The following is a 24208-nucleotide window of genomic DNA, read 5'->3' as shown; positions in this document are numbered from 1 at the left end:
GTATGGCGAGCAGTCAATCGAGGCGGACCCTCGGGCTCGAGGACAGGTTCTATGCGAATCCTTCGACTATCTGGTGTGCATCAGCTATTCACCTTCCAGTAGATACCACTCGGTATGTTCAGGACGAGAGAACTCCGGTACGCGCGGCACGTCACCCGTCGGGCCGCCGATACCATCGGTCCATGTCGAGCGATCCCTCCTCCCATCCGCATTCCCCGGAACTGTCCGAAGCCCTCTCGGAGGCTGCGCGGCAGGCACTCGATGCCTACCTGGCGCGGATCCAGGGGCAGGACTTCTCCGGCGCGTCGCTGCTTTCCGGTGACGACATCGTCCGCTGGAGCCTGGACCTGCGATCGCTCCCGATACCGCGGCGGCTCGATGGCCTGGTGCTCGACGATCCGCAGACGAGCAACCATCACCTGCTGCTGACCGCGCCGCCGCTGGCCGGCGCGGTCCTGTACCTGAGCCATGACGGCGACTCGCGCGTGGTGTTCGCCGATGTCGAGGGCTTTCTCGACGCGGCCCGGCGCGCCGCAGCCGACGATCGGGAACTCGAGGACTTCCATCCCCCGACATCGCCGTCCGCCGACGACCAGGCGGGCGTGGGCGTGCTGATCCGCTCGCTGCTCGCTTCCGCGGACGACGAGGATGCGGCCGTCGCCTTCATTCCATCGCTCGATCTGCGCGATCCGGAGCTGCTGCGCGAACTCGCATCGCACGAGAACTTCTTCGTGGCGGAAGCGCTCGCGGTGGAGATCGCGAAGCGCCCGACCGCGGCGCTGCGCGAGATCGCATCGATGTGCGCGGCACATGCGCACCCGCAGGCGGCGAATGCGGGCCAGCGGGCGGTGACTGCGGTGGAGCGCTCGACGCGAAACGGACACCTATAGGATCGGCGCCGTCTGTCTCACTCTGCTGCCGTTCCATGCGCGACTTCCTCTACTACTCGCTGATGCTCCTGCTGGGCTTCGCCTGGTACCGCTTCGGGCAGAAATTGCTCGCGAAAGGCAACCGCGACGAGAACGACGAACTCACCAAGGGCTTCGTCGGGCCGGTCGGTTTCCTCGTGGCGGGTGGCATCGCTTGCTACCTGTTGGTCGCCACCTTGCGCGCGCTGGTCCGCGGCGAGGTGCCGTGCATCGGCAAGGGCTGCGCGGGGCAGGTGTACACGCTGGCGATGCATGCGGGCGAGTACTGGTCGAACGTCTTCTACATGGTGTGGCTGGTGCTGGCGCTGGGGTATGCGCTTTACGTGACGTTCAAGATCTGGTTCCGGGTCTGAGGCACCCGAGACCGACGAGGCACCCGCTCAGCCGGGGTGCGACAACCGCTCGCAGTGCTCGACCAGCAGCTCGGTCAGCACGCGTATCTTCCTGGCCGGATGCTGGCCCGGCGGCCGGATGACGTAAGCACCCGCGGGTGGCGGCGGATAGCGCGTCATGACCGGCACCAGCGTGCCGGCGGCGATGTATTCGTGCGTGAGCCAGTCCGGCACATAGGCGATGCCGAGGCCCGCCACCGCGGCGGCGACCAGTGCCGTGCCGTTGTCGGCCTTGAATCGCCCCTGCGGTCGGACCGTGATGATCCGGTCGCCATCCGTCAGTTGCCAGGCCTCGGTGCCCTGCATCAGCGCCTCATGGGCAACGAGTTCGTCCGGCGTCTCGGGCGACCCGTGCTCGCTGATGTAGTCCGGGCTCGCCACGAGCTTGCCGTGGATGGGGCCGACGCTGCGCGCGATGAGGTTGGAGTCCTCGAGATAGCCGACGCGGATCGCGCAATCGAAGCCTTCGGCGATGAGGTCGACGAACCGGTCGCTGTAGCAGGTCTGGATGTGGAGCTGGGGATGGCGCTTCGCCATCTCGGCGAGCATGGGCGCGAAGTGGGTCGGGCCGAAGCTCAACGGCACCGCGATCCTCAGGCGGCCGCGAAGCTCGCCCGCGGGCAGGATCGTCTCCATGGCCGTGTCGATGTCGATGCAGACCTTGGCCGCGTAGTCGCGGAAGGTGCTGCCCGCTTCCGTGAGCGCGGCGCCGCGCGTGGATCGCGCGAGCAGTTGAACACCCAGTTCGGCTTCGAGCCGAAGCAGCCGCCGGCTCACCATCGACTTGGAGATACCCAGGCGCACCGCGGCCGGCGAGACACCTCCGGCACTGGCCACTTCGACGAATGTACGCAGGTCCTCGATGTCCAAGCTGGCGTTCCTCCAATCGCGACACAGTTCGCCGAAAGATGGTACTACCGGGCGAAGCGCTGGATCGCAATACTCCCTGCGGACGACGTCGCCACGAGCGAACTCGTCGTCTCGAACCCATCCCGCAACAGCGGCAACACAGGAACCAGCAATGACTTCTCGCAACGGCCTTTCTTCGCTTCTTCGTCCCGAAGACTCGGTCCTCGTCCTGATCGACCACCAGCCCTACCAGCTCGCGAACCTGAACAGTCACGAACCGCAGATGGTCGTCAACAACACCGTCGGCCTCGCGAAGGCCGCCAAGGCCTTCGGCGTTCCCACCATCCTGACGAGCGTGATCGCCGAGCGCGGCGGCCTGCTCTTTCCGCAGCTCACCGATGTGTTTCCCGGGCAGGAGGTCATCGACCGCACCTTCATCAACACCTGGCAGGACAAGACCGTGGTCGACGCGGTCAAGGCCACGGGCCGCAAGCAACTGATCATCGCGGGCCTGTGGACCGAGGTCTGCGTCGCGATGCCGACGATCCAGGCCCTCGGCGAAGGCTGGGACGTCACCGTGGTCACCGATGCGTCGGGCGGCGTCTCGGTCGAGGCGCACCAGGTCGCGATCCAGCGCATGATCGCGGCCGGCGCGAACATGCTCACCTGGCTCGCGGTCGCCTCGGAATGGCAGCGCGACTGGGCACGCACGGACAGCGCCGCCGCCTTGACCCAGGTGATCACGCAGCACGCGGGAGGCAGCGGCATCGCCTACCTGTGGGAGCAGCAGCTGCTCAACACGCCGGTGCCCGCCAGCGCGGGCTGAGGACGCAAGGGGATGGCAGCGCACCATCCGCGAACTCGACCCCGTCGCATGACGGGGTGCGTGTCCACGGCATGTCCTCACAGTCGGCCCTGGACGAGCAGTTCGCGCGTGCGCTTCAAGGTCGACAGCAGCGCGCTGCGGTAGCCCTGCTCGCTGTCGAACATCGCCTGCTCGGCCTGCTCCTCGGGGCCGTTCGGCGTCTTGCCGCGCAGTCCGATGTAGCAATAGAAGCGCAGCTGCAACGCGCCGGCCTCGTCCTCGAACAGCTCGTTGACGATCGCGCCTTCGCGCGGACCGCTCGCCTGGAAGAAGGTGACCTTGCGCTGCGGCTCCAGGGCGATGATCTCGCGCAGGTCGGCGCCGGCGATCGTGGCCTCGCGCACGAAGTGGGTCGCGCCCTGCTCGACGACATCGCAACGCGTGCACAGGCCGGGTGGGAGGAACAGGCGTGCGTCGCGCGCCTTCAGTTCGAGGCCTTTCCACGCTTGCTCGCGCGTGAGCGGGGTTTCGCCGTGCGGGTTCACGGCGACCGTGGCGGATGAGTAGATCATGACGGTGCGTCCTTGGTGTTCGTTGGTGGATCGGGTGTTCAGGCCGCGGCGGCGAGGCCGGATGCGAAATCGCGGTACGAGCGCAGCGGCCGTCCCAGCAGCGCCACGAGCCTTTGCACGTCGTCGGCCTGCGGGATTATTCCGTCCGACAGGAAGCGTTCGCTCATGAGACGCATGTCGTAGGCCATCCAGCCCGGCATGAAGTTCTGCAGGTTCTTCTCGAAGCCGGCGGTGTCGTCGCCGCCATAGGCGATCGGGCGGTCCAGCACATCCGACCAGATGCCGGCGATGTCGTGGCCGGTCAGCGTGTCGGGCCCGACGAGGTTGATGCGATCGAGCGCGAGCGGTGCGGACGCCTCGCGCTTCATCAGTTCGATGGCGGCGATCTCCGCGATATCGCGCGTGTCGATCATCGCCAGCCCCTTGCCGCCGATCGGCATCGGGTAGACGCCGTGCCCGAGCACCACGTCCTTGATCGTCAGGTCGTTCTGCATGAAATAGGCCGGCCGCAGGATGGTGGCGCCGAAGCCCATCTGCTCGAGCATGCGTTCCACCGCGAACTTGCCCGCGAAATGCGGGACGTTCACGTAGATGTCGCTGTGGATCACGGACAGGTAGACGACGCGCTCGATCCCCGCCTCGCGCGCCAGGTTGAGCGCGACCAGGGCCTGCGTGAACTCGTCGGGCACGACGCCGTTGAGCAGGAACAGGGTGGAGACGCCCGCCAGGGCGCGGCGCATCGCGTCCACGTCGAGCAGGTCGCCCTGCGCGACCTCCACGCCTGCGGGGAACGCGACTTTCGATGGATCGCGCACGAGCGCTCGCACGGTGGCGCCGCGGTCGGCGAGTTGCTGGACGACTTGGCGGCCGATGTTTCCGCTCGCGCCGGTGATGAGGATGGTCATGGAATGGCTCCGGTTCGTTGAAGGAGCCTTGATCTTCCGAGTTCCATGGATGATCCGATAGCCCGTATATTTGGACACCTCGTCTCATCAATGGAACATCCAGGACCATGGACTTTCTTGCCCTCGCCGACTTCAACCTCGTGGCGCGCCACGGGGGCTTCGGGCGCGCGGCCCGCGAATCCGGTCGGCCCAAGGCGACGCTGTCGCGCCGGGTCGCCGACCTCGAAAGCGAGCTCGGCCTGCGCCTGCTGGAGCGCGGCGCGCGCACCCTCAAGCTCACCGAGGAAGGCCGTGCCCTCTACGAGCGAACCAGCGTGCTGCTCACCGAGATCGACGAAACCGCCGCGGAGATCGCGTCGGGCGGCCAGGCACCGCGCGGCCGATTGAGGGTGAGCGCGCCGCTGCTGTTCTCGCAGGCCGCGATGGGCAAGCTCGCCGCGCGTTTCGCGCTGAAGCACGGCGAGGTTCAGCTGGAGGTGACGACCGAGGACCGGGCCGTCGACATGGTCGAGGAGGGCTATGACGTGGTGATCCGGGTGAATCCGGACCCCGATGCGCAACTGGTGGGCCGGATCTTTCTCAGGGACCGGCTCGTGGTGGTCGCGAGTCCGACGCTTGCGCGGCCGGCGGGCAAGGCGCCGGTGCCGGCCGTGCTGCGCGAAGGCGGCACGGGAGACGAGACCGTGACCTGGGAGATGCGCAGTCGTTCGGGCACGAAGCGCATCGCCGCGAAACCCGTGCTGCGCCTGTCCTCGTTGTTCATGGTCCGCGACGCGGCCAGGGCGGGCGTGGGCGCCGCGCGGCTGCCGCTGTCGCTGGTGACGCATGACCTGCGCGCGGGAAAGCTCACGCTGTGGGGCGATGTCGAGGGACCCGAGATCGCGCTGTGGGCGCTGTATCCGTCGCGTCGGCTCCTGAGCGCGCGCGTGTCGGCGTTCCTGGACTTCCTGAAGGAGGCATTCCCCACCGGGTCACCCGAAGAGCTGGCGTCCTTCATCGATTGAAGGATTCGTGACCTGCCGCGGCGGCGGCACGTCGGTTACAGCGTCATCACCATCTCGTGCCAGGACATCCCCCCGTGGTCCGACGGCGAAGGCCGCACATACCGATACCCCTGGCGTTCATAGAGCGCCACATGCCGCTCCTTGCACATCAGGTGGATCGTCCGCTTGCCGGCCCGCCGCATCCGCTCGACGAAGGTCTTCATCATCACGGTGGCGTATCCCCGCCCCTGGAACGGCGGATCGATGACCACCGACATGATCACGACGTTGGGTGCCTCGGCATCGTGGCCGACCAGTTCCTTGAACGCCTCGTCCGACATCACGACGTCGTGCGCGCATCCGCTGTTGATGAAGCCGATGAGCTGTCCCTCGAGCTCCATGACGACGAAGCCCTGCGGGTACTGCGCGATGCGGGTGCGGATCTTGGCCAGCGTGGCGGCCTCGTCGCCTTCGTAGGCACCGATCTCGATCGCGTAGCAGCGTTCGGCATCGGAAGGAAGGGCTTGGCGGAAAACGGGGTCTGACATGGAGAGCGGGTCGAGGCGGATGGCGAACCCGCCATGGTACGGACTCGCGCCGCGGCTCAGCGCGCCGAGCGGCGATGGCGTGCGCGCAAGGTGTCGGAAGGCGACTCGCCGAACTGCGCCTTGTACTGCTGCGCGAGACGGCTCAGGTGGAAGAAGCCATGGGCGAACGCGATGTCGGTCACGGTGTCGTCGTCTTCCGCGTCCAGCAGGCGCTCGCGCACCTGCGCCAGACGGATGCGCCGCACATAGGCCGTCGGCGTGATGCCGCGGTGCGCCTGGAACGCCAGCTGCAAGGCACGCACGCCGACGCCCAGCGAAGAGGCGATGTCGGACACCGTCAGCGACAGGTCCGCGATGCGGTCGTGAATGAACGACTCGGCCAGGGTCGCGAGGCGCGCGGGCCGCGATGCGGGCTGCTCTCCGCGCATCCAGCCCGTGTAGTTGTGCGGATGCCCGTGGAGCAGCGACATGAGGACGAACTGCTCGAGCGCACGATAAGCCGGCGCCGGCAGCGCCGCGGGCAGGGTATCGACCAGGTCCCACACGCCGGACCATGAACGCTCGAGCGCCGGCGTAAACGGCACGGGATCGAACTTCAGTCCATCGTCGAGCGGACGGCCGACGAGGCTGGCGCAGCAAGCCTCCAAGGCGGCCGTATCGGGCCGGAAGGTGATCTGCTCGAAGCTGGCGCCGAAATCGAAACGGGTGGGCCGGCCGGCCGACACGGGGATCGTCGTGCCGGCCCGCCAGGTGGCGCTGCGGTTGCCCTGGGAGACGGTGCCTTCGCCGGCCGTGCAGCGCATGAACAGGAACAGGCCGGGGAACTCGCCCGCGTCGACTTCCACGCGCGCGCCGTAGGCCAGCTGGACCAGTGCCAGCGGCCGGGCCTCGGTCGCACTCAACCGCGTGTCCAGGGCCCTGGCCCGACGATCCAGGTGGAGTTCGTGCGGGCAGTACACGGCGCCCACGGCGTGGATCGCTTCGTCGAGATCATGGGTTCGATAGTGCATGGTCGCCCCTTCCACGGACTGCGTGGCGGCTCGTGCGCACGGCAGCCGCGCGAGCATTCTAGGGGTGCGTTCCCCGCATGGAAAAGCGATACGGGAACGCCCGGAGGCCTCGTCCTGCGCATCGCGGATAGCGCTTCGCATTCCGGATCGCGGCGCGCCGCATCTTCCTCAAGACTGGCGCCAGCCGAGCCGACCGAGCCAAACCAGGCCGGTCGCGCGCCCCATCCATCCATGCAGAGGAATCCCTTGATGAGCTCGATCCACGACCTCGGTCTTTCCGAAACCTACGGTGCCTTCATCGACAACGCATTCCAGCCGGTCGACGGCCCGACCTTCGCGGCCCTGCATTCGGGCACGGGCGAGCAGATCGCGCGCATTGCCCGCTGCGGCGCCGCCGAGGTCGACGCGGCCGTGCGGGCCGCCGCCAGGGCCTTCCCGGCCTGGCGCGCCACCGCGCCCGAGGAACGCTCGGCCCTGCTGCTGAAACTGGCGGCGGCCGTGGAGGCCGACCAGCAGCGCCTCGCAAGCATCGATTCGGTCGACATCGGGCGACGCCTCTTCGAGACCGGCCTCGATCACCAGTTCGCGATCTCGCAGTACCGCTACTTCGCGGCCGCGGCCATCACGCACGAGGGATTCGGCCGCCCGATTCCCGGCGGCTACATGGTCGCCCGCCGCGAGCCCTACGGCGTGTGCGGCCAGATCATTCCGTGGAACGTGCCCGCGATCATGGCGGCCTTCAAGATCGCGCCCGCGATCGCTGCCGGCAACACGGTGGTGCTGAAGCCCGACGAGAACGCTTCGCTCAGCACGCTGGAGCTGTGCAGGCACATCGCGAAGATCTTTCCGCCGGGCGTCATCAACATCGTGCCCGGCTTCGGCGAGGAAGCCGGCGCCGCCTTGACCGCGCACCCCGGCGTGGCGAAGCTGGCCTTCACGGGCAGCAGCGAGGTCGGCCGGATCATCTCGCGCGCCGGTGCCGAGCGGCTGGTGCCCGTGTCGCTGGAACTGGGCGGCAAGAGCCCGAACATCATCTTTCCCGACATCGAGGACATCGACGCGGTGGTCGACAACGCGATGTTCGCGACCCTGTACTGCAACGGCCAGTCCTGCCTCGCCGGCACCCGGCTGTTCGTGCACGACGCGGTCTACGACGCCGTGATGGACCGCCTCGTCGCCGGCATGGAGCGCGTGAAGGTCGGCGCGGCGCTCGCGCCCGACACCGTGCTCTCGAACCTCGTGTCGCCCGAGCAGGGCGAGCGCGTGATGAACTACATCGGCATCGGCAAGGCCGAAGGCGCGCGGCTGATGACCGGCGGCCAGCGCATCGCCGTCGAGGGGCAGGCCCACGGCCACTTCATCGCGCCGACGGTGTTCGAGGCCGACAACCGCATGCGCATCGCGCAGGAGGAGATCTTCGGCCCGGTGCTCAGCGTGATCCGCTGGAAGGACCACGACCGGATGATCGAGGAGGCCAACGGCGTGCGCTACGGCCTGGCCGCCGGCCTCTACACCGGCAACCTGCGCAACGCCTGGGACACGGCCGAACGGCTGCAGGCCGGCTCGGTGTGGATCAACCACTACTTCAACCTCGCGAGCGGCTCGCCCTTCGGCGGCTTCAAGGAGAGCGGGATCGGCAGCGAGTACTGCCACGAGACGCTCAACATGTACACCCACCTCAAGGCCGTGACGATCCAGACGCGGGTGGCCGCGCCCTGGTTCGCGCCCAAGGCCTGAGCCCGCGACACGCAACCCTTCGCCCTCCCCCATCCCCCGTCACCCAAAGAGGTCATCCCATGCAGATCACAGCCGCCGTCATGCGCGAGAAGGGTGGCAAGTTCACCCTCGAGGACATCGAACTGGAGGCGCCGCGCGACGACGAGGTGCTCATCCGCATGAAGAGCTGCGGCGTGTGCCACACCGACACCCTGCCGCGCGACCAGGTGGTGCCCGCGCCCTTTCCCGCGGTGTACGGCCACGAGGGCGCGGGCATCGTCGAACAGGTCGGCAGCCGCGTGAGCAAGCTCCAGCCCGGCGACCACGTCGTGATGAGCTGCAACTTCTGCGGCCACTGCGACACCTGCCAGACCGGCAAGCCCATGTACTGCCGGCACTTCTTCAAGGCCAACTTCGGCTTCGCGCGCATGGACGGAACGCCCACCATGCACAAGGGCGGCGACGTCGTGCACGGTGCCTTCTTCAACCAGTCCTCGTTCGCGACCTACGCCCTGGGCACCGAACGCAGCGTGGTGAAGATCCCGTCGGACGTACCGCTCGAGATCATGGGCCCGCTGGGCTGCGGCGTGCAGACCGGCGCGGGCGCGGTCATCAACTCGCTGCGCCCGCAGGCCGGCGATTCGATCGCCATCTACGGCGCGGGCTCGGTCGGCCTCTCGGCGCTGCTCGCGGCCAACGTGACCGGGTGCGCGATCCGCATCTGCGTCGACCCGAACGAGGCGCGCCTGCAGTTCGCGCTCGAGCTCGGCGCCACCCATGTGGTCAACCCGCGGACCACCGACCCGGTGCGGCGCATCCAGGAGATCACCGGTGGCGGCGGAACCCAGTTCTCGCTCGAGACCTCGGGCAATCTCACGGCCCTGCGCCAGGCCGTCGACTCGATCCAGATCATGGGCGAGTGCGGCATGATCGGCGCGCCCGCATTCGGCAGCGAGATCGGGCTCGACACCTGGGGCCTGCTGCTGGGCCGCAAGATCCGCGGCATCTGCGAGGGCGATTCGGTGCCGGACCTGTTCATCCCGAAGCTGGTCGAGCTGTATCGGCAGGGGCGCTTCCCCTTCGACAAACTGATCCGGTTCTATGCCTTCGACCAGATCAACGAGGCGGTGGAAGACGGCGAGCAGGGCCGGACCATCAAGGCCGTGCTGCGCTTTCCCGACTGACGACGCGCTCGCCTTCAGGACCGGTCGACCGCGCGCTCCGTCTCCTCGAGAAAGCGCAGCAGGCCCTCGATCTCCGTCGACTTGTCGAACACCGCATCGGCACCCAGCAGCAGCGCGCGCTCGCGCATGTCCTGGGTCGCGAAGTTCGAGAAGATCACCATGCGCTGGCGCGGCAGGCGGTCCCTGCAGCCCATGAGCACGCCGAAGCCGGTGCCGTGGCGCAGGAAGAGATCGACCACGGCCACGTCCCATTGACCGTCGGCGTCGTGCAGCCAGGCCACGGCCTCGGCCTGGGTCTCGGCGGTGCCGACCATGTGCACGGGCGCGAGCTCTTCCAGCGTCGCGATCAGGCTGTCGCGAATCAGGGGGTTGTCCTCGACGAGGTAGCCGGTCAAGCTCATGGTGTGCTCGCAGTCATGTGGGTTCCGGGTGCTCAGCGCGCGAACGATCGCCGCAGCCGCTCGCCCGCGAAGGCCTGCGCGTCCCTGGCCTTCTCGAGCACCGCCGCGGCGCCGAAGAACTCGTGCGCCACGCCCTCGTACTCCTGGCGCGCGACCTCCACGCCGGCCTCGAGCAGGGCGCTCTCGAGCTTCGCGCCGTCGCTGCGCAGCGGATCGAGCCTGGCATTGACGATGGTGACGGGCGCCAGGCCCGCGAGCGGCGCATCGACCAGCGACAGCCGCGGGTCGTCGAGGTCCTGCTCGCTGCGCGTCACATGGGTGAAGAACCAGTCCATCATCGCGCGATTGAGCGGCTTGGCGATCGCGTTCTCGAGGTAGGACTCGGTGTTGCGGCTGGTCTGCGCGACCGGGTAGACCGACAGCACATGGCGCGGGGCGCTCAGGCCGGCATCGCGCGCGGCGATGGCCGTTGCCACCGCCAGGTTGCCGCCGGCCGACTCGCCCGCGAGCGCGAGGCGCGAGGCATCGCCGCCGAACGAAGCCGCGTTCGCCGCGAGCCAGCGGTAGGCGGCCAGCGCGTCGTCCCATGCGGCCGGGAACTTGTGCTCGGGCGCGAGCCGGTAGTCGACCGACAGCACCATGGCCTGCGCGGCCGCGGCAAGCCCGCGCGCGCCGCCGTCGTACACCTGCCGGTTGGCGATCACCCAGCCGCCGCCATGGAAATACAGGACGACGGGAAAGGGCCCCTGGCCCGCGGGCGTGTAGAGCGTGGCGGCCAGCGGGCCGGTGGCGCCGTCCACCGACAGCTCGCGCGTGGTCACGCCGGGCACCAGGGTCTCGGGCTCAGCCGAGCGGTTCTGCCGCTCGAGCACCTTCTTCACGGCATCGGCCGCGGTCGGTTGCCGGCGCGCCTCCTCGGGCGTGAGTTTCTCGATCGCCTGGGGTTCGAGGGATTCGTGGGCCTTCGCCACCGCGATCTGGTCGTCGTCGGCGCGCAGGGCCGCCACGACATTGGACACCGCATTGATCACGGGGTTGGGCTTCTTGTCGCTCATCGGTCAGCTCTCCTGGGGTTGAAGTTGAAGCAGGTTGAGCAACTTGTACGACGCGGGGCCCCCCGGGGGCTTGTCGGACGTGGGCGCGCCACGTCGTGGGGCTTCCAGACCCCACTGGGCGCGCGGTCCGCGCGCGGGCCGGAATCAGCGCGGCGAGCCGGCGAGCCCGAGCAGGCCCAGCGCGCGCCGGTGCGTGCCCGATGCCGGGTCCGCGAGATCGGCCAGCACGCTCATGTGGTTGCGGTTCGCGGGCCGCTCGGCGCCCACCACCACGCGGCGGCCCCAGGCGCTGGCGATCAGCTCGGCCTGGCGGTGGAACTCCTCGCTCTCGTCGCCGCCGACCACGGTCACCAGGGTGCCCTGCTTCGGCGCGGGCATCGCGGCCGGGCTCAACCGCAGCGCCGAGGCCTCGGTCAGACCGATGTCGGCCGCGAGAAACGGCGCGTGCCGCAGGGGCTCGAGTTCGTAGACGCCCGAGATCGGCAGCGCCGACTTGACGAGATCGCGCGGCAGGTCGGGCGCAACGCGCTGCCAGTCGCAGGCCAGCAGCATGGTGGCGAGGTGGCCGCCGGCCGAATGGCCCGCGACGACGATGCGCTCCGGATCGCCACCATGCGCCGCGATGTTGCGATGCACCCAGGCCAGCGCCTGCGCCATCTGCCGCGCGATGTGCTCGATGTCGACCGCCGGGCACAGCGCGTAGTTGAGCTGCACGAAGGTGGCGCCGGCATCGGCCAGCGGCGGCGCGAGGAAGGCATGGTCGCGCTTGTCGAGCGCGCGCCAGTAGCCGCCGTGGATGTAGACGAAAACCGGCGCCTTCCCGGCACCCGATGCGGCCGGCAGGATGTCGAGCCGCTCGCTCTCGTCGTCGCCGTAGGCCAGGTCGCGAATCCATCCGGGCCGCTGCAGCGCCTGCGCCGACGCATCGGCCCAGTATTTCAGGATCGACGGGTGCTCGGAAATGCGCGCGCGGTTGTTGTACTGCGCATCGAACCATTCGGGCGCCGGAGGCGGTGTCGACGCCGCCGCGGCTTCGGCCGCCGCGCGCTTGGCCGCCGAGTCGCGCAGCGCCGCATCGACCAGTGCATCGGCCATCCACAGCGCGGTGCGTTCGACCTCGCGGTCCTCGAGGCCCCAGATGTCCTTGAGCACCACGTAGGGCTCGATGCCGTAGACGATCGAGAGGGCATGGTGCAGCCGGTCGCGCATGCGCGGGCTCAGCAGCGGGGACATCGGCTCGAGCGCATGCTCGAGGATGCGCACGCGATGGCCGCGCCGGTACGGTTCCTCGGCCAGCAGTCCCGCGCGCTCGAGGCCCCACTGCTCGAGCGAGAGCTGCGCCGCGGCGCGCATCGGCGCCTCGAATTCCTTGAAGCGCGGAAAGGTCTGGCAGAACAGCTCGTGCAGCCGCTCGCGGCCGTTCGGGTTGTCCGAGGCCATCTGGCGCACCGGGCCCAGCGAGCTGTCGACCACCGCGGTGACCAGCGCGCTGCGGCTCGGAAAGTAGCGGTAGGCGGTAGCGCGCGACACATTCGATCGCGCCGCCGCTTCGGCCACCGAGGGGATGTGGCCCTTCAATCGAATGATGTCCATCGCGGCCTGCAGCAGCTGGCGGAAGGTGGCGGCGCGAACGCCGCGTTCCGGCGCGCGCGGCGCCTCGCTCGGTGTGTGCTTGAGTCTTGCCATCGGGTTTGTACGGGGTTCGGAAATGCGGAAGTCGTCTTGTGGAGATGGTGACACGGCTCGTATGATCCGCGCACCCAGATTTGAGACGCAAGTCTCAAAAATCCCTAGATGACTTCCGGAGCCACCGAGGCGATCGGCGCACAGCGCGACGACCTCGGGGCCATATGGAGACAAAGTCGATGCGCTTCGCAAGCTGGAGTTGGGGTGGCCGCAACCATGCGGGCACGATCTCGGCCGACGGCCGGGAAGCCACGCCATTGGCGGTGGGCGACGCCTCGCGCGGCGTGCTGCCGCTGATCGAGGCGCTGGCACGCAACGAGCCGCTGCCGCAGCCCTCGGGCACGCGGCTGCCGGTCGAGGTGATCGCCCTGCGCGCCCCGCTGCCGCGCCCGCTGCGCGGCCTGTTCTGCGTCGGGCGCAACTACCGCGCGCATGCGGCCGAACTCGCGAGCTCGGTGTTCCGCAGCAGCATGCCCGAGAGCGATCCGTGGCCGATCGTGTTCGGCAAGCTCGGCGAATGCGTGATCGGTCCGCACGATCCGGTGCGGCTGCCGCGGTCCTCGGTATCGGTGCAGATCGACTACGAATCCGAACTCGCGGTGATCATCGGCCGCGGCGGGCGCGACATCCCGCGCTCGCAGGCGATGGAGCACGTGTTCGGCTACACCATCGTCAACGACGTCACGGCGCGCGACGTGCAGATGCGCCACCAGCAGTGGGACCTCGGCAAGAGCTTCGACACCTTCTGCCCGATGGGCCCGTGGATCGTGACCGCCGACGAGATGGACGGCCGCGCCACGCGCGTGCGCGGCTGGGTCAACGGCGCGCTGCGCCAGGACGGCCTGACGCGCGACATGATCTTCGACATCCCGACGCTGATCGAGACCTGCTCGCGCGGCATCACGCTGCATCCGGGCGACGTGATCGCCACCGGCACGCCCTCGGGCGTGGGCATGGGCCTGGACCCGCCGCAATGGCTGGGCCGGGGCGACACGGTGCGCATCGAGATCGACGGCATCGGCGTCATCGAGAACCGCTTCGAGGCCCTCGCATGAGCTTCCAGCTCATCGACCGCATCGCGGTGGAGGACGAGGGCGAAGGCCCGGTGGTCGTCTGCGTGCATGGCCTGGGCGGCAGCTCGAACACCTACACGCCGCTGATGCCCGCGCTGGCGCGCCATCGCGTGGTGCGCATCGACCTGCCCGGCAGCGGCCGCTCGCAGCGCGCCGAAGGGCCGCTCACGATCGAGCGCTATGTAGCGACCGTGCTGTCGGTCTGCGAACGCCTGGGCATCCAGCGCGCGCACTGGGTCGGCCATTCGATGGGCACCATCGTCTGCCAGCACATCGCCGCGGCGCATCCGAAGTGCGTGGCGAGCCTCGCGCTGTTCGGCCCGCTGATCGCGCCGCCCGACGCGGCGCGCACCGCGATGAAGGCCCGCGCCGACAAGGCGCGCGGCGGCGCGGCGGGCATGCACGAGATCACGCAGGCGCTGCTGCAGGGCGCGATCTCGGCCGACACGCGCCAGCGGCTGCCGGTGGCGGTGGCCTTCGTGCGCGAGAGCCTGATGCGCCAGGACGGCGAGGCCTATGCGCGCAGCTGCGAGGCCCTGGCCGGCGCGCAGCCCGCGGCGGTGGAGAACATCGAGGCCGCGGTGCTGCTGGTGACCGGCGACGAGGACGGCGTGGCGCCGCCGCAGGCCGTGCGCGCCATGGCCGACCGGCTGCACCGTGCCGCCAGCAAGCGCGTGGTGGTGCTGCCGAAGTGCGGCCATTGGACACCCGTCGAGCGCCCCGACGAGTGCCAGCGCGAGTTGCGCGAATTCCTGGCGGCGCAAGCGAGGAGCTGACCGTGGCCGACGTGCTGTTCACCAACGTCCGCATCTTCGACGGTGGCGGCGAGGCGCCCTTCACCGGCGACGTGCTGGTGCAGGGCAACCGCATCGCGCGCGTCGTGAAGACTTCGCACGGCGCGCGCTCCGCGCCCGTGCATGGCGCCCAGGTCATCGACGGCGCGGGCGCCTTCCTGATGCCCGGCATGGTCGAGGCCCACACGCATTTCTCGTGGAACGACCAGCCCAGCCTCGACGCGATCCAGCGCATGCCGCCCGAGGAGCACATCCTGTGGTGCGCCGAGGTCGCGAAGCGCTACCTCGACATGGGCTGGACCAGCTGCGTGGGTGCCGCCACCGCCAAGCCGCGGCTCGACGTGGTGATCCGCAACGCGATCAACGACGGCACCATCGTCGGCCCGCGCTACCTGGCCGCGAGCCAGGAGATCACCGTGCCCGGCGGGCTCGGCGACACCACGCAGCCGCACCTGCCGCAGCCCGAGTTCGCCTTCGGCGCGGTGGTCAGCGGTGCCGAGGAGATGCGCCGCTGCGTGCGCATGTTCGCCAAGTACGGCGTCGACTCGCTCAAGATCAACCTCTCGGGCGAGTCGATCACCGGCATGTCCAGCGAGATGAGCCAGTTCACCGAGGAGGAGATCCGCGTCTGCGTGGAGGAGGCCAAGGCCTGGGGCAAGCGCGTGGCCGCGCATGCGCGCTCCACCTGGTCGATCAAGCAGTGCGTGAAGCACGGCATCGAGGTGATCTACCACGCGAGCTTCACCGACAGCGAGGCGCTCGACCTGCTCGAGGCGCACAAGATGGAGCACTTCATCGCGCCCGGTCTCGCATGGCTGATCAACACCTGCCACCACGCGAGCCAGTGGGGCCTGACGAAGGAAGTCACCACGAAGATGGGCTACCACCGCGAGCTCGATGCCGCGGTGGAGAGCATGCGGGCGATGCGCAAGCGCGGCATCCGCATCCTGCCCGGCGGCGACTACGGCTTCGCCTGGACGCCGCACGGCACCAATGCCAAGGACCTCGAGTACTTCGTGAAGTACGTGGGCATGAGCCCGATGGAGGCCCTGCTGTCGGCCACCGCCTGGGGCGGCCCGATGATGCGCATGGGCAAGGTGCTGGGCTACATCCGCGAGGGCTACCTGGCCGACATCCTGCTCGTCGACGGCGATCCGCTGGCCGACATCACGGTGCTGCAGGACAAGTCGCGCATCCTGGCCGTCATGAAGGACGGCGAGTTCCATCGCGCCCCGCCGCTGCGCCAGGCGCAGGGCCTGCGCGTCGCCTCTCCCACCCGCTGGGCCGCCTAGGCCTTCCGAACCCCGACCGGAGCACCGCATGGCCGACGTCGTCTTCACCAACGTGCGCATCCTCGACGGCACGGGGCAGAACCCCTACAGCGGCAGCGTGCTGGTGCGCGGCAACCGCATCCGGCAGGTGGGCCGCAGCACCGCGCCGATCGCGCCCGGCGGCGCCACCGTGATCGACGGCGCGGGCGCCACGCTCATGCCCGGCATGTGCGAGGCCCACACGCACTTCTCGTGGAACGACGCCGCCACGCTCGCGGCGATCCAGACCATGCCGCTCGAGGAGCACGTGCTGTGGTGCGCCAAGGTCGCGAAGCGCTACCTCGAGGCCGGCTTCACCTCCTGCGTGGGCGCGGCCTGCGCCAAGCCGCGGCTCGACGTGGTGATCCGCAACGCGATCAATTCGGGCCAGATCCCCGGGCCGCGCTACCTCGCGGCGAGCCAGGAGATCACGGTGCTCGGCGGCCTGGGCGACGAGACGCTGCCGCACCTGCCCTTTCCCGAGTTCAGCTTCGGCGTGAACATCTCGGGCGCCGACGAGATGCGCAAGGCGGTGCGCCTGTTCCTCAAGTACGGCGTCGACTCGATCAAGCTCAACCTCTCGGGCGACAACTTCACGCCGCAGTCGCCCTCGGAAACCACCTGGATGCTCGACGAGGAGGTGGCCGCGGCGATGCGCGAGGTCAAGATCCGCGGCAAGCGCGGCGTGGCGCATGCGCGCTCGTCGGAGAGCGTGAAGCAGGCGCTGCGCCATGGCATCGACCTGATCTACCACGCGAGCTTCGTCGACGAGGAGGCGCTCGACATGCTCGAGGCCGCGAAGGACCGCGTCTTCGTCGCGCCCGGCATCGCCATCCTCTACGCCATGCTGCACGAGGCCGAGCCCTATGGCGTGACCTACCAGATGGCGGCCGACATGGGCTACCAGATCGAATGGGACGCGGCCTGCGTCTCGCTCGCGAAGATGCACAAGCGCGGCATCCGCGTGCTGCCCGGCGGCGACTACGGCTTCGCCTTCACGCCGCACACGCAGAACGCGCGCGACCTCGAGTTCTTCGTCAAGTACCTGGGCTTCACGCCGATGGAGGCGATCCGCTCGACCACGCTCTATGGCGGCCAGATCATGATGCGGCCCGACGAGCTCGGCCTCGTCAAGGAGGGCTACCTCGCCGACCTGATGCTGGTCGACGGCGACCCGCTGGCCAACCTCTCGATCCTGCGCGATGCGAAGCGCATCCTGGCCGTGATGAAGGACGGCGAGTTCGCCAAGGCACCGGCGATCGCGTCCGAGCGCGGCTGGGACCGGGGCTGGGAGCGCGCGGCATGACGCGCGCCGCCCTCACGCGCTGGGCCCTGTGGCTGGTGCTCGGCGTGCCGATCGCGGTGTTCGCGGTCTGGGCCGTGGCCGACAACGCCTCGCTGTTCTTCAAGACGCTGCTCAACGGGCTCACGCTGGCCTCGCTCTACTTCCTCGTGGCCAGCGGCTTCACGCTGGTGTTCGGTCTGATGCGCAACGTGAACCTCGCGCACGGCTCGCTCTACCTGTTCGGCGCCTACGTGGGCTGGTTCGTCGGCGAGCACACCGGCTCCTGGGTGCTCGCGGTGATCGCGGGCTTCCTCGCGGCCGCGGTGCTGGGCCTATTGATGCAGCTGCTGGTGTTTCGCCACATGCAGGGCCAGGACCTGCGCCAGACGCTGGTGACCATCGGCCTGTCGATCGTGTTCGCCGACCTGATGCTGTGGATCTGGGGCGCCGAGATCTACACCTTCGATCCGCCCTCGTGGATCTACGGCTCGACCACGCTGCCGCTGGTCGAGAAGTTCCCGACCTACCGGCTGGTGGTGCTGCTGGCCTCGGTGCTGATCGGCGTGGGCCTGTGGCTGCTGCTGGCGCGCACGCGCATCGGCATGATGATCCGTGCCGGCGTCGACGACCGCGGCATGCTGGCCGCCTCGGGCGTCAACGTGCAGCTGGTGTTCGCGCTGACCTTCGCGATCGGCGCCGGCCTCGCGGGCCTGGCCGGCGTGGTCGGCGGCACTGCCCTGTCGATCTCGCCGGGCGAGGACACGCGCTACCTGCTGGCCTCGCTGGTGGTGGTGATCGTCGGCGGCATGGGCAGCGTGGTCGGCGCCGCCATCGGCGCGCTGCTGATCGGGCTGGCCGAGCAGTTCGGGCTGGCCTATGCGCCGACCTACAGCGTGGTCTTCACCTTCGTGATCATGGTGGTCGCGCTGGCGTTCAAGCCGCGCGGGCTGATGGGGAAGGCGACATGAGCGCCGCGCCGGGCCGCCCCAAGCAAGCTCGCACCGCAGTGCGAAGCACGGAGGTACTCCTGTGAGCGCCGCGCAGTGGCGCCGCGCCATGAAGTCGGGCGGGTCGATGCCCGCGCAGGAAGCGCGCGTCACCGCGTTGCCGCGCGCGGTCGCATCGCCATCGCAACCCGCCGAACCGCCGCCGGCCCATGGCGAGCTGCCGCGCTGGCTGGGCAGGCTGCTGCGCCCCGTGCGCTGGCGCCATGTGCTGGTCGCGCTGCTGGTGCTGGTCTATCCCTTCGTCGCCTCGCCCTTCTTCACCTTCCAGATCGGCGCCCAGTCGCTCGCGCTCGGCCTGATCGCGCTGTCGCTGACCTTCCTCGGCGGCTATGGCGGCATGGTCTCGCTCGCGCAGATGACGGTGGCGGGCTTCGCGGCCTACGTGGTCGCGATCGTGGGCAGCAGCAGCAACACGGCGATCAGCCTGGGCTGGCCCTGGTGGCTCGCGGTGATCGTCGCGCTGGCGCTGGCCACGCTGTTCTCGGCCGCGGTGGGCTGGCTCTCGGTGCGCACCGAGGGCATCTACACCATCATGATCACGCTGGCCGTGGGCGTGGCCTTCTTCTACCTCGCGCAGCAGAACTACACGCTGTTCAACGGCTTCCAGGGCTTCAGCAAGCTGGCCGCGCCCACTGTGTTCGGGCTCGACCTGCGCGAGCCCGTGCCCTTCTACCTGCTCACGCTGGGCTGCTCGGTGGCGGGCTACTTCTTCATCAAGCACCTGATCCGCGCACCCTTCGGCGTGGCGCTGCAGGGCATCCGCGACAACCCGCGCCGCATGCAGGCGCTGGGCTTCGACGTCACCGCGCACCGGGTCGCGGCCTATGCGGTCTCGGGCTTCCTGGCCGCGGTCGGCGGCGTGCTGCTGGTCTGGTACAACGGCCGCATCTCGCCCGGCACGCTCGGCATCGGCGCGATGATCAACATCCTCATCATCGCCGTGCTCGGCGGCATGAAGCACCCCATCGGTGCCTTCATCGGCGCGATCGTCTTCGTGCTGCTGCAGAACTTCGCCATCGACCTGGTCGACCGCGAACGCTTCAATCTCGTGATCGGCGGGGTCTTCCTCGCGATCGTCCTCTTTTCCCCCGACGGACTGCTGGGCCTGTGGCATCGATTGCGCACGCGCCTGGGCGCACCTTTCCCCACCCGTGGCTCAGGCCGCATTCACCAGTGACCAGAAGGAGCGAGACATGAAGAGAGTCGAGAAGGTGTTCGGACGCGGCATCGTCGCCGCCGCGGCGTTGTTCGCGATGGCCGGGGCCGCGGGCCTCGCGCAGGCGCAGGAAACCCTCAAGATCGGCCTGCTGGCCTCGCTCGAGGGACCGTTCGCGGCGCCGGGCCAGGACGGCATGCGCGGCGCCGACCTCGCGCTGAAGGAGAAGAAGGGCATGGCCGGCGGCAAGAAGATCGAGTTCGTGAAGGTCTCGTCGGACGCCACGCCCGACAAGGCCGTGAACTCGACGCGCAAGGCGGTCGAGCAGGACAAGGTGCAGATCATGATCGGCCCGCTGTCGGGCGACGAGGGCATCGCGGTCAAGAACTACGCGAAGACGCAGCCCAACGTCACCTTCATCAACGGCTCGGCCGGCGCGCAGGCCGCGACGCTGCAGGACCCGGCGCCCAACTTCTACCGCTTCAACACCGAGGGCGCGCAGTGGATGGTGGGCCTGGGCGAGCATGCGCTGTCCAAGGGCTACAAGCGCACCTTCCTGATCGCCGAGGACTACGGCTTCCCCTACTCGCAGGTGCAGGGCTTCATGGCCAGCTACTGCGCCAAGGGCGGCAAGGTGGTCGACAAGGCCTGGGTGCCGCTGGGCACCAAGGACTACGCCTCGGTGATCGCGAAGATCCCGAAGAACGTCGATGCGCTGGTGGTGGTGCTCGGCGGCTCCGATGCGGTGAACTTCCTGACCCAGTACGAGCAGGCCGGCGGCGACAAGCCGATGATCGGCGGCTCGATCACGGTCGACCAGACGGTGCTGAACTTCAAGGGCAAGCGCCGCGAATCGCTGCTGGGCACGGCCTCGGCGGGCCCGATGGCGGACTCGATCGACACGCCCGAGTGGAAGAAGTTCGTGGCCGACTACAAGGCCAGCTTCAAGGACGGCTTCCCGAGCCCGTCGCTGTTCGCCTACCTGTACTACATCAACACCAAGGCCACGCTCGATGCGCTCGACGCGGTCAAGGGCGACCTGTCGAACAACCAGAAGGCCTACCGCGAGGCGCTGCAGAAGACCAACTTCAAGGGCCCGGCCGGCGACGTGAAGATCGATGCCAACCGCAACGGCGTGGGCACGACCTACATCACCGAGGTGACGAAGGCGCCCGACGGCTCGTTCTACAACAAGGTCGTGAAGTCGGTGCCGAACATCTCGCAGACGCTGGGGCTGTCGGAGGCCGAGTTCAAGAAGATGGGGATGGGCACGCGCGACGTGCCGGACTGCCGCACGTGATCCACGCGTGCGCTCTGTCTCCCTCCCCCGCTGGGGGAGGGTCGGGGTGGGGGCACGACGGCCCGCGCGTTCGCGCGGCGTTCGTCGGGCACCGCCCCCATCCCGACCTTCCCCCAGAGGGGGAAGGCGCAAGACATCGCCCCACACGGAACTGAGATGGCCACCATCACCACGCTGCGACCGCCCGCTTCGCGCGCACCCCAACCCGCGCGCGGCGGCAGCACCCAGCTCCTGTCGGGCGACGCGCTGCGCCTGGACGGCGTGACGCGCGCCTTCGGTGCGCTGCGCGCGGTCGACGGCGTCTCGCTCGCGGTCACTGCGGGCCAGAAGTACGCCATCCTCGGATCGAACGGCGCCGGCAAGACCACGCTGTTCAACGCCATCACGGGCGACTTCCCGCCGACCGCGGGACGCATCCATTTCTTCGGCGAGGACATCACCGACCTGCCGCCGCAGGACCGCATCCGCAAGGGCCTGCGGCGCACCTACCAGTCCTCGCTGCTGTTTCGCGACCTCTCGGTGCGCGACAACCTGTTCCTCGCGGTGCGCGGCGTGGCCAGCGGCCGCTTCAGCTTCCGCCGGCCCGGCGCCGGCCATGCGAGCACGCGCGCGACCGAGGACCTGCTCGAGCGCGCGCGCCTGTCGCACATCGCCGACGAGAAGGTGGCCAACCTCGCGCACGGCCAGCAGCGCCAGCTCGAGATCGGCATGGCGCTGGCCGGCGCGCCGCGGCTGATCCTGTTCGACGAGCCCGCGGCCGGCCTCTCGCCGGCCGAGCGGCGCGAGCTGGTGGCGCTGCTGACCTCGCTGCCCGCGCACATGAGCTTCGTGCTGATCGAGCACGACCTGGACATCGCGCTGCGCGTGGTCGACCGCGTGACGGTGATGCACAACGGCCGCGTGCTGCGCACCGGCAGCCCGGCCGAGATCGAGGGCGATGCGCAGGTGCAGGCGATCTACATGGGGAGCAAGCACTGATGGCCTGGTTCGGCGGCGGCGATCGCGACACGGCGGCTGGCCGATCCACCGCGCTGGTGGTCGAGGGCCTCGACGTCTACTACGGCCGCGCCCATGCGCTGCAGGGCGTGAGCCTGTCGCTCGAGCGCGGCGTGCTCGGCATCGTCGGACGCAACGGCATGGGCAAGACCACGCTGTGCAACGCGCTCACCGGCCTGGTGCCGGCGCGCGGCAGCGTGCGCTTCGGGGGTGAGGGGATCCTGGGCCTGGCGCCCAACGAGATCACGCGCCGCGGCATCGCCTACGTGCCGCAGGGCCGGCGCGTGTGGCCCTCGCTCTCGGTCGACGAGACGCTGCGGCTGGTGGCGAGCCGCCGGCGCGAGGTCGACCGCGTCTATGCGATGTTCCCGCGGCTGGCCGAGCGGCGCGGCAATGGCGGTGCCCAGCTCTCGGGCGGCGAGCAGCAGATGCTCGCGATCGGCCGCGCACTGCTGCTGAACCCCAAGCTGCTGGTGATGGACGAGCCGACCGAGGGCCTGGCGCCGGTCATCGTCGACCAGGTGGCGCAGGCGCTGCGCGACCTCGCGGCCGAGGGCAGCATCGCGGTGCTGCTGATCGAGCAGAACCTCGGCGTGGCGATCTCGGTGGCCGACCGCATCGGGCTGATGGTCAACGGCCGCATCGCGCGCGAGATGCCGGCGGCCGAACTCGCGGCCGACCGCGAGCTGCAGGAGAAGCTTTTGGGCGTGCGCTCGGGCGGCCATGGCGACGAGGCCGAGGCGGAGCAGCCGGCACCGCGCATGGGCGAGGACGACGGCCGCGACAACGCGCCGCGCGTCTACACCGTGCGCCGCGCCCATGGCGACGGCGCACCCTCGCTCGATGACCTCGCGCCGGCCAGCGTGCGCGGCTTCACGCGCTGGAATGCCGGCGGCACGGCCGCGCCCGCGGCCGACATCCCGCGCCTGATCGCACCGCCCGAGCCCGCGCCCGAACCGGCACAGCCCGCGGCGGCCTCGGGCCAGGTGTTCGACTTCCCGGTGGCCGCGAGCAGCGTGCGCGCGGCCTACGTGGCCGGCACCTTCGACACCAAGAGCCGCGAGCTGTTCTTCCTGCGCCAGTGCATCGAGCGGCTGGGCCTGCGCGTGGTCACGGTCGACCTCTCGACCTCGGGCAAGCCCTCGACCGCGAGCGTGCATCCGCGCGAGGTGGCGCGCCACCATCCCAAGGGCGAGTCGGCGGTGTTCAGCGGCGACCGCGGCAGCGCCACCGCCGCCATGGGCCTGGCCTTCGAAGCCTTCCTGCGCACGCGGCGCGACCTCGGCGGCCTGATCTCGGCCGGCGGCTCGGGCGGCACCTCGATGGCCACGCAGGGCATGCGCGCGCTGCCGATCGGCGTGCCCAAGCTCATGGTCTCGACCATGGCCAGCGGCGACACGCGGCCCTACGTGGGCCCGAGCGACATCTGCATGATGTATTCGGTCACCGACGTGCAGGGCATCAACCGCATCAGCGAGAGCGTGCTGTCGAACGCGGCCAATGCACTGGCCGGCATGGTGGCGCATCCGGCCTCGGTCTCGGCCGTGACCCGGCCCGCCATCGGCCTCACCATGTTCGGCGTGACCACGCCCTGCGTGCAGGCCGTGACGCGGCGGCTCGAGGACGACTGGGACTGCCTGGTGTTCCACGCCACCGGCGTGGGCGGCCAGTCGATGGAGAAGCTCGCGGACTCGGGCCTGCTCGCGGGCGCGATCGACGTGTCGACCACCGAGGTGGCCGACGAGATCGCGGGCGGCGTGCTGTCGGCCGGGCCCGACCGGCTCGACGTGTTCGCGCGCCACGCCCTGCCCTACGTGGGCTCGTGCGGCGCGCTCGACATTGTGAACTTCGGCGCCTGGGAGACCGTGCCCGAGCGCTTCCGGGCGCGCAATCTCTACCGCCACAACACGACGGTGACCTTGATGCGCACCACGGCCGACGAGTGCCGCGCCATCGGCGAATTCATCGCCGCCAAGCTCAACGCGATGCGCGGACCGGTGCGCTTCCTCATCCCCGAAGGCGGCGTCTCGGCCATCGACCGGCCGGGCCAGCCCTTCCACGACCCCGAGGCCGACCGCGCGCTGTTCGCGGCGCTCGAGGCCGGCTTCCGGCCCGGGCCGAACCGCCAGCTCAAGCGGCTGCCGCTGCACATCAACGACGAAGCCTTCGCCGATGCGCTGGTCGAGGCCTGGCGCGAGGTCTCGCGGGCCACGCCCGGCGCGCGCCGGGCATGAGCCAAGAACAACCGAGGA

Annotated in this window: 23 protein-coding genes; 15 read left to right on the top strand and 8 right to left on the bottom strand. The window is 69.5% G+C overall.

The window, feature by feature from the left end:
* Positions 1-182: 182 nt before the first annotated feature.
* Together INQ48_40555 and INQ48_40550 are read left to right on the top strand one after the other, a co-directional pair.
* Positions 183-890, top strand: coding sequence for a hypothetical protein (locus INQ48_40555; protein QRF61658.1), 708 nt, complete (start codon positions 183-185; stop codon positions 888-890).
* A 35-nt stretch (positions 891-925) separates the two neighbouring features.
* Complete coding sequence (locus INQ48_40550; GenBank protein QRF61657.1) at positions 926-1282, top strand: hypothetical protein; 357 nt, start codon at positions 926-928, stop codon at positions 1280-1282.
* Between the two features lie 27 nt (positions 1283-1309).
* Here the strand turns inward: INQ48_40550 and INQ48_40545 are convergent, their stop codons facing one another.
* Entirely contained in the window at positions 1310-2191 is an 882-nt protein-coding gene (locus INQ48_40545; GenBank protein ID QRF61656.1) for a LysR family transcriptional regulator, read from the bottom strand.
* Positions 2192-2342: 151 nt separating this feature from the next.
* Between INQ48_40545 and INQ48_40540 the strand changes: the two genes are divergently transcribed.
* Positions 2343-2996 carry a hydrolase gene (locus tag INQ48_40540; protein ID QRF61655.1) on the top strand — a complete coding sequence of 218 codons (654 nt, stop codon included), beginning with the start codon at positions 2343-2345 and terminating at the stop codon, positions 2994-2996.
* 77 nt (positions 2997-3073) lie between these two features.
* Here the strand turns inward: INQ48_40540 and INQ48_40535 are convergent, their stop codons facing one another.
* Positions 3074-3547, bottom strand: coding sequence for a DUF1857 family protein (locus tag INQ48_40535; GenBank protein QRF61654.1), 474 nt, complete (start codon positions 3545-3547; stop codon positions 3074-3076).
* A 38-nt stretch (positions 3548-3585) separates the two neighbouring features.
* Complete coding sequence (locus INQ48_40530; GenBank protein ID QRF61653.1) at positions 3586-4452, bottom strand: NmrA/HSCARG family protein; 867 nt, start codon at positions 4450-4452, stop codon at positions 3586-3588.
* Positions 4453-4559: 107 nt separating this feature from the next.
* Here INQ48_40530 and INQ48_40525 point away from each other — a divergent pair, with 107 nt between their 5' ends.
* Positions 4560-5456 carry a LysR family transcriptional regulator gene (locus INQ48_40525; GenBank protein ID QRF61652.1) on the top strand — a complete coding sequence of 299 codons (897 nt, stop codon included), beginning with the start codon at positions 4560-4562 and terminating at the stop codon, positions 5454-5456.
* A gap of 35 nt (positions 5457-5491) precedes the next feature.
* Here INQ48_40525 and INQ48_40520 read toward each other — a convergent pair whose 3' ends face one another.
* Both INQ48_40520 and INQ48_40515 read right to left on the bottom strand, forming a co-directional pair.
* Positions 5492-5983, bottom strand: coding sequence for a GNAT family N-acetyltransferase (locus tag INQ48_40520; GenBank protein ID QRF61651.1), 492 nt, complete (start codon positions 5981-5983; stop codon positions 5492-5494).
* Between the two features lie 56 nt (positions 5984-6039).
* A complete protein-coding gene (locus tag INQ48_40515; GenBank protein ID QRF61650.1) occupies positions 6040-7050 on the bottom strand; it encodes an AraC family transcriptional regulator in 1011 nt (336 codons plus the stop codon).
* A 174-nt stretch (positions 7051-7224) separates the two neighbouring features.
* On the opposite strand from INQ48_40515, the gene INQ48_40510 reads away from it, so the two are divergent.
* Together INQ48_40510 and INQ48_40505 are read left to right on the top strand one after the other, a co-directional pair.
* The gene (locus INQ48_40510; protein QRF61649.1) at positions 7225-8730 is read left to right on the top strand and encodes an aldehyde dehydrogenase family protein; all 1506 of its coding nucleotides are present in this window, start codon (positions 7225-7227) and stop codon (positions 8728-8730) included.
* 59 nt (positions 8731-8789) lie between these two features.
* Positions 8790-9893, top strand: coding sequence for an NAD(P)-dependent alcohol dehydrogenase (locus INQ48_40505; GenBank protein QRF61648.1), 1104 nt, complete (start codon positions 8790-8792; stop codon positions 9891-9893).
* Positions 9894-9907: 14 nt separating this feature from the next.
* Here INQ48_40505 and INQ48_40500 read toward each other — a convergent pair whose 3' ends face one another.
* The 3 genes from INQ48_40500 to INQ48_40490 all read right to left on the bottom strand — a co-directional run bounded on the left by INQ48_40500 (position 9908) and on the right by INQ48_40490 (position 12444).
* The gene (locus tag INQ48_40500; GenBank protein ID QRF61647.1) at positions 9908-10294 is read right to left on the bottom strand and encodes a response regulator; all 387 of its coding nucleotides are present in this window, start codon (positions 10292-10294) and stop codon (positions 9908-9910) included.
* A 32-nt stretch (positions 10295-10326) separates the two neighbouring features.
* Positions 10327-11349, bottom strand: a complete 1023-nt coding sequence (locus INQ48_40495) for an alpha/beta hydrolase (protein ID QRF61646.1) — start codon at positions 11347-11349, stop codon at positions 10327-10329.
* Positions 11350-11493: 144 nt separating this feature from the next.
* Positions 11494-12444, bottom strand: coding sequence for an alpha/beta hydrolase (locus tag INQ48_40490; protein ID QRF63185.1), 951 nt, complete (start codon positions 12442-12444; stop codon positions 11494-11496).
* A gap of 770 nt (positions 12445-13214) precedes the next feature.
* Between INQ48_40490 and INQ48_40485 the strand changes: the two genes are divergently transcribed.
* The 9 genes from INQ48_40485 to INQ48_40445 all read left to right on the top strand — a co-directional run bounded on the left by INQ48_40485 (position 13215) and on the right by INQ48_40445 (position 24190).
* Complete coding sequence (locus INQ48_40485; GenBank protein QRF61645.1) at positions 13215-14090, top strand: fumarylacetoacetate hydrolase family protein; 876 nt, start codon at positions 13215-13217, stop codon at positions 14088-14090.
* Complete coding sequence (locus INQ48_40480; GenBank protein QRF61644.1) at positions 14087-14884, top strand: alpha/beta fold hydrolase; 798 nt, start codon at positions 14087-14089, stop codon at positions 14882-14884. Before INQ48_40485 ends, INQ48_40480 begins: the two co-directional genes overlap by 4 nt.
* Positions 14885-14886: 2 nt before the next feature.
* Positions 14887-16194 (top strand): amidohydrolase family protein, encoded by a 1308-nt coding sequence (locus tag INQ48_40475; protein ID QRF61643.1) that lies wholly within the window; start codon positions 14887-14889, stop codon positions 16192-16194.
* Between the two features lie 28 nt (positions 16195-16222).
* Positions 16223-17518, top strand: coding sequence for an amidohydrolase family protein (locus tag INQ48_40470; protein ID QRF61642.1), 1296 nt, complete (start codon positions 16223-16225; stop codon positions 17516-17518).
* Positions 17515-18465: a branched-chain amino acid ABC transporter permease gene (locus INQ48_40465; GenBank protein ID QRF61641.1), complete on the top strand. Its 951-nt coding sequence runs from the start codon at positions 17515-17517 to the stop codon at positions 18463-18465. The genes INQ48_40470 and INQ48_40465 overlap by 4 nt, the downstream gene beginning before the upstream one ends.
* A 61-nt stretch (positions 18466-18526) precedes the next feature.
* Positions 18527-19681, top strand: a complete 1155-nt coding sequence (locus tag INQ48_40460) for a branched-chain amino acid ABC transporter permease (protein ID QRF61640.1) — start codon at positions 18527-18529, stop codon at positions 19679-19681.
* Between the two features lie 16 nt (positions 19682-19697).
* Complete coding sequence (locus INQ48_40455; GenBank protein QRF61639.1) at positions 19698-20960, top strand: ABC transporter substrate-binding protein; 1263 nt, start codon at positions 19698-19700, stop codon at positions 20958-20960.
* Positions 20961-21116: 156 nt separating this feature from the next.
* Entirely contained in the window at positions 21117-21938 is an 822-nt protein-coding gene (locus INQ48_40450) for an ABC transporter ATP-binding protein (protein ID QRF61638.1), read from the top strand.
* Complete coding sequence (locus INQ48_40445) at positions 21938-24190, top strand: ABC transporter permease (protein ID QRF61637.1); 2253 nt, start codon at positions 21938-21940, stop codon at positions 24188-24190. Before INQ48_40450 ends, INQ48_40445 begins: the two co-directional genes overlap by 1 nt.
* Positions 24191-24208: the final 18 nt, after the last annotated feature.

It is taken from the genome of Variovorax paradoxus (genome assembly GCA_016806145.1).
Classification (GTDB): domain Bacteria; phylum Pseudomonadota; class Gammaproteobacteria; order Burkholderiales; family Burkholderiaceae_C; genus Variovorax.
The sequence above is the reverse complement of the archived record's forward strand: the minus strand, read 5'-3'. Positions and strand labels throughout refer to the sequence as shown.

What these genes read in the sequence shown, in the direction of transcription:
- INQ48_40555 (QRF61658.1), top strand. Translation starts at nt 183, where the DNA reads ATGTCGAGCGATCCCTCCTCCCATCCGCATTCCCCGGAACTGTCCGAA.
- INQ48_40550 (QRF61657.1), top strand. Translation starts at nt 926, where the DNA reads ATGCGCGACTTCCTCTACTACTCGCTGATGCTCCTGCTGGGCTTCGCC.
- INQ48_40540 (QRF61655.1), top strand. Translation starts at nt 2,343, where the DNA reads ATGACTTCTCGCAACGGCCTTTCTTCGCTTCTTCGTCCCGAAGACTCG.
- INQ48_40535 (QRF61654.1), bottom strand. Translation starts at nt 3,547, where the DNA reads ATGATCTACTCATCCGCCACGGTCGCCGTGAACCCGCACGGCGAAACC.
- INQ48_40530 (QRF61653.1), bottom strand. Translation starts at nt 4,452, where the DNA reads ATGACCATCCTCATCACCGGCGCGAGCGGAAACATCGGCCGCCAAGTC.
- INQ48_40525 (QRF61652.1), top strand. Translation starts at nt 4,560, where the DNA reads ATGGACTTTCTTGCCCTCGCCGACTTCAACCTCGTGGCGCGCCACGGG.
- INQ48_40520 (QRF61651.1), bottom strand. Translation starts at nt 5,983, where the DNA reads ATGTCAGACCCCGTTTTCCGCCAAGCCCTTCCTTCCGATGCCGAACGC.
- INQ48_40515 (QRF61650.1), bottom strand. Translation starts at nt 7,050, where the DNA reads ATGCTCGCGCGGCTGCCGTGCGCACGAGCCGCCACGCAGTCCGTGGAA.
- INQ48_40510 (QRF61649.1), top strand. Translation starts at nt 7,225, where the DNA reads ATGCAGAGGAATCCCTTGATGAGCTCGATCCACGACCTCGGTCTTTCC.
- INQ48_40505 (QRF61648.1), top strand. Translation starts at nt 8,790, where the DNA reads ATGCAGATCACAGCCGCCGTCATGCGCGAGAAGGGTGGCAAGTTCACC.
- INQ48_40500 (QRF61647.1), bottom strand. Translation starts at nt 10,294, where the DNA reads ATGAGCTTGACCGGCTACCTCGTCGAGGACAACCCCCTGATTCGCGAC.
- INQ48_40495 (QRF61646.1), bottom strand. Translation starts at nt 11,349, where the DNA reads ATGAGCGACAAGAAGCCCAACCCCGTGATCAATGCGGTGTCCAATGTC.
- INQ48_40490 (QRF63185.1), bottom strand. Translation starts at nt 12,444, where the DNA reads ATGGCCGATGCACTGGTCGATGCGGCGCTGCGCGACTCGGCGGCCAAG.
- INQ48_40485 (QRF61645.1), top strand. Translation starts at nt 13,215, where the DNA reads ATGCGCTTCGCAAGCTGGAGTTGGGGTGGCCGCAACCATGCGGGCACG.
- INQ48_40480 (QRF61644.1), top strand. Translation starts at nt 14,087, where the DNA reads ATGAGCTTCCAGCTCATCGACCGCATCGCGGTGGAGGACGAGGGCGAA.
- INQ48_40470 (QRF61642.1), top strand. Translation starts at nt 16,223, where the DNA reads ATGGCCGACGTCGTCTTCACCAACGTGCGCATCCTCGACGGCACGGGG.
- INQ48_40465 (QRF61641.1), top strand. Translation starts at nt 17,515, where the DNA reads ATGACGCGCGCCGCCCTCACGCGCTGGGCCCTGTGGCTGGTGCTCGGC.
- INQ48_40455 (QRF61639.1), top strand. Translation starts at nt 19,698, where the DNA reads ATGAAGAGAGTCGAGAAGGTGTTCGGACGCGGCATCGTCGCCGCCGCG.
- INQ48_40450 (QRF61638.1), top strand. Translation starts at nt 21,117, where the DNA reads ATGGCCACCATCACCACGCTGCGACCGCCCGCTTCGCGCGCACCCCAA.
- INQ48_40445 (QRF61637.1), top strand. Translation starts at nt 21,938, where the DNA reads ATGGCCTGGTTCGGCGGCGGCGATCGCGACACGGCGGCTGGCCGATCC.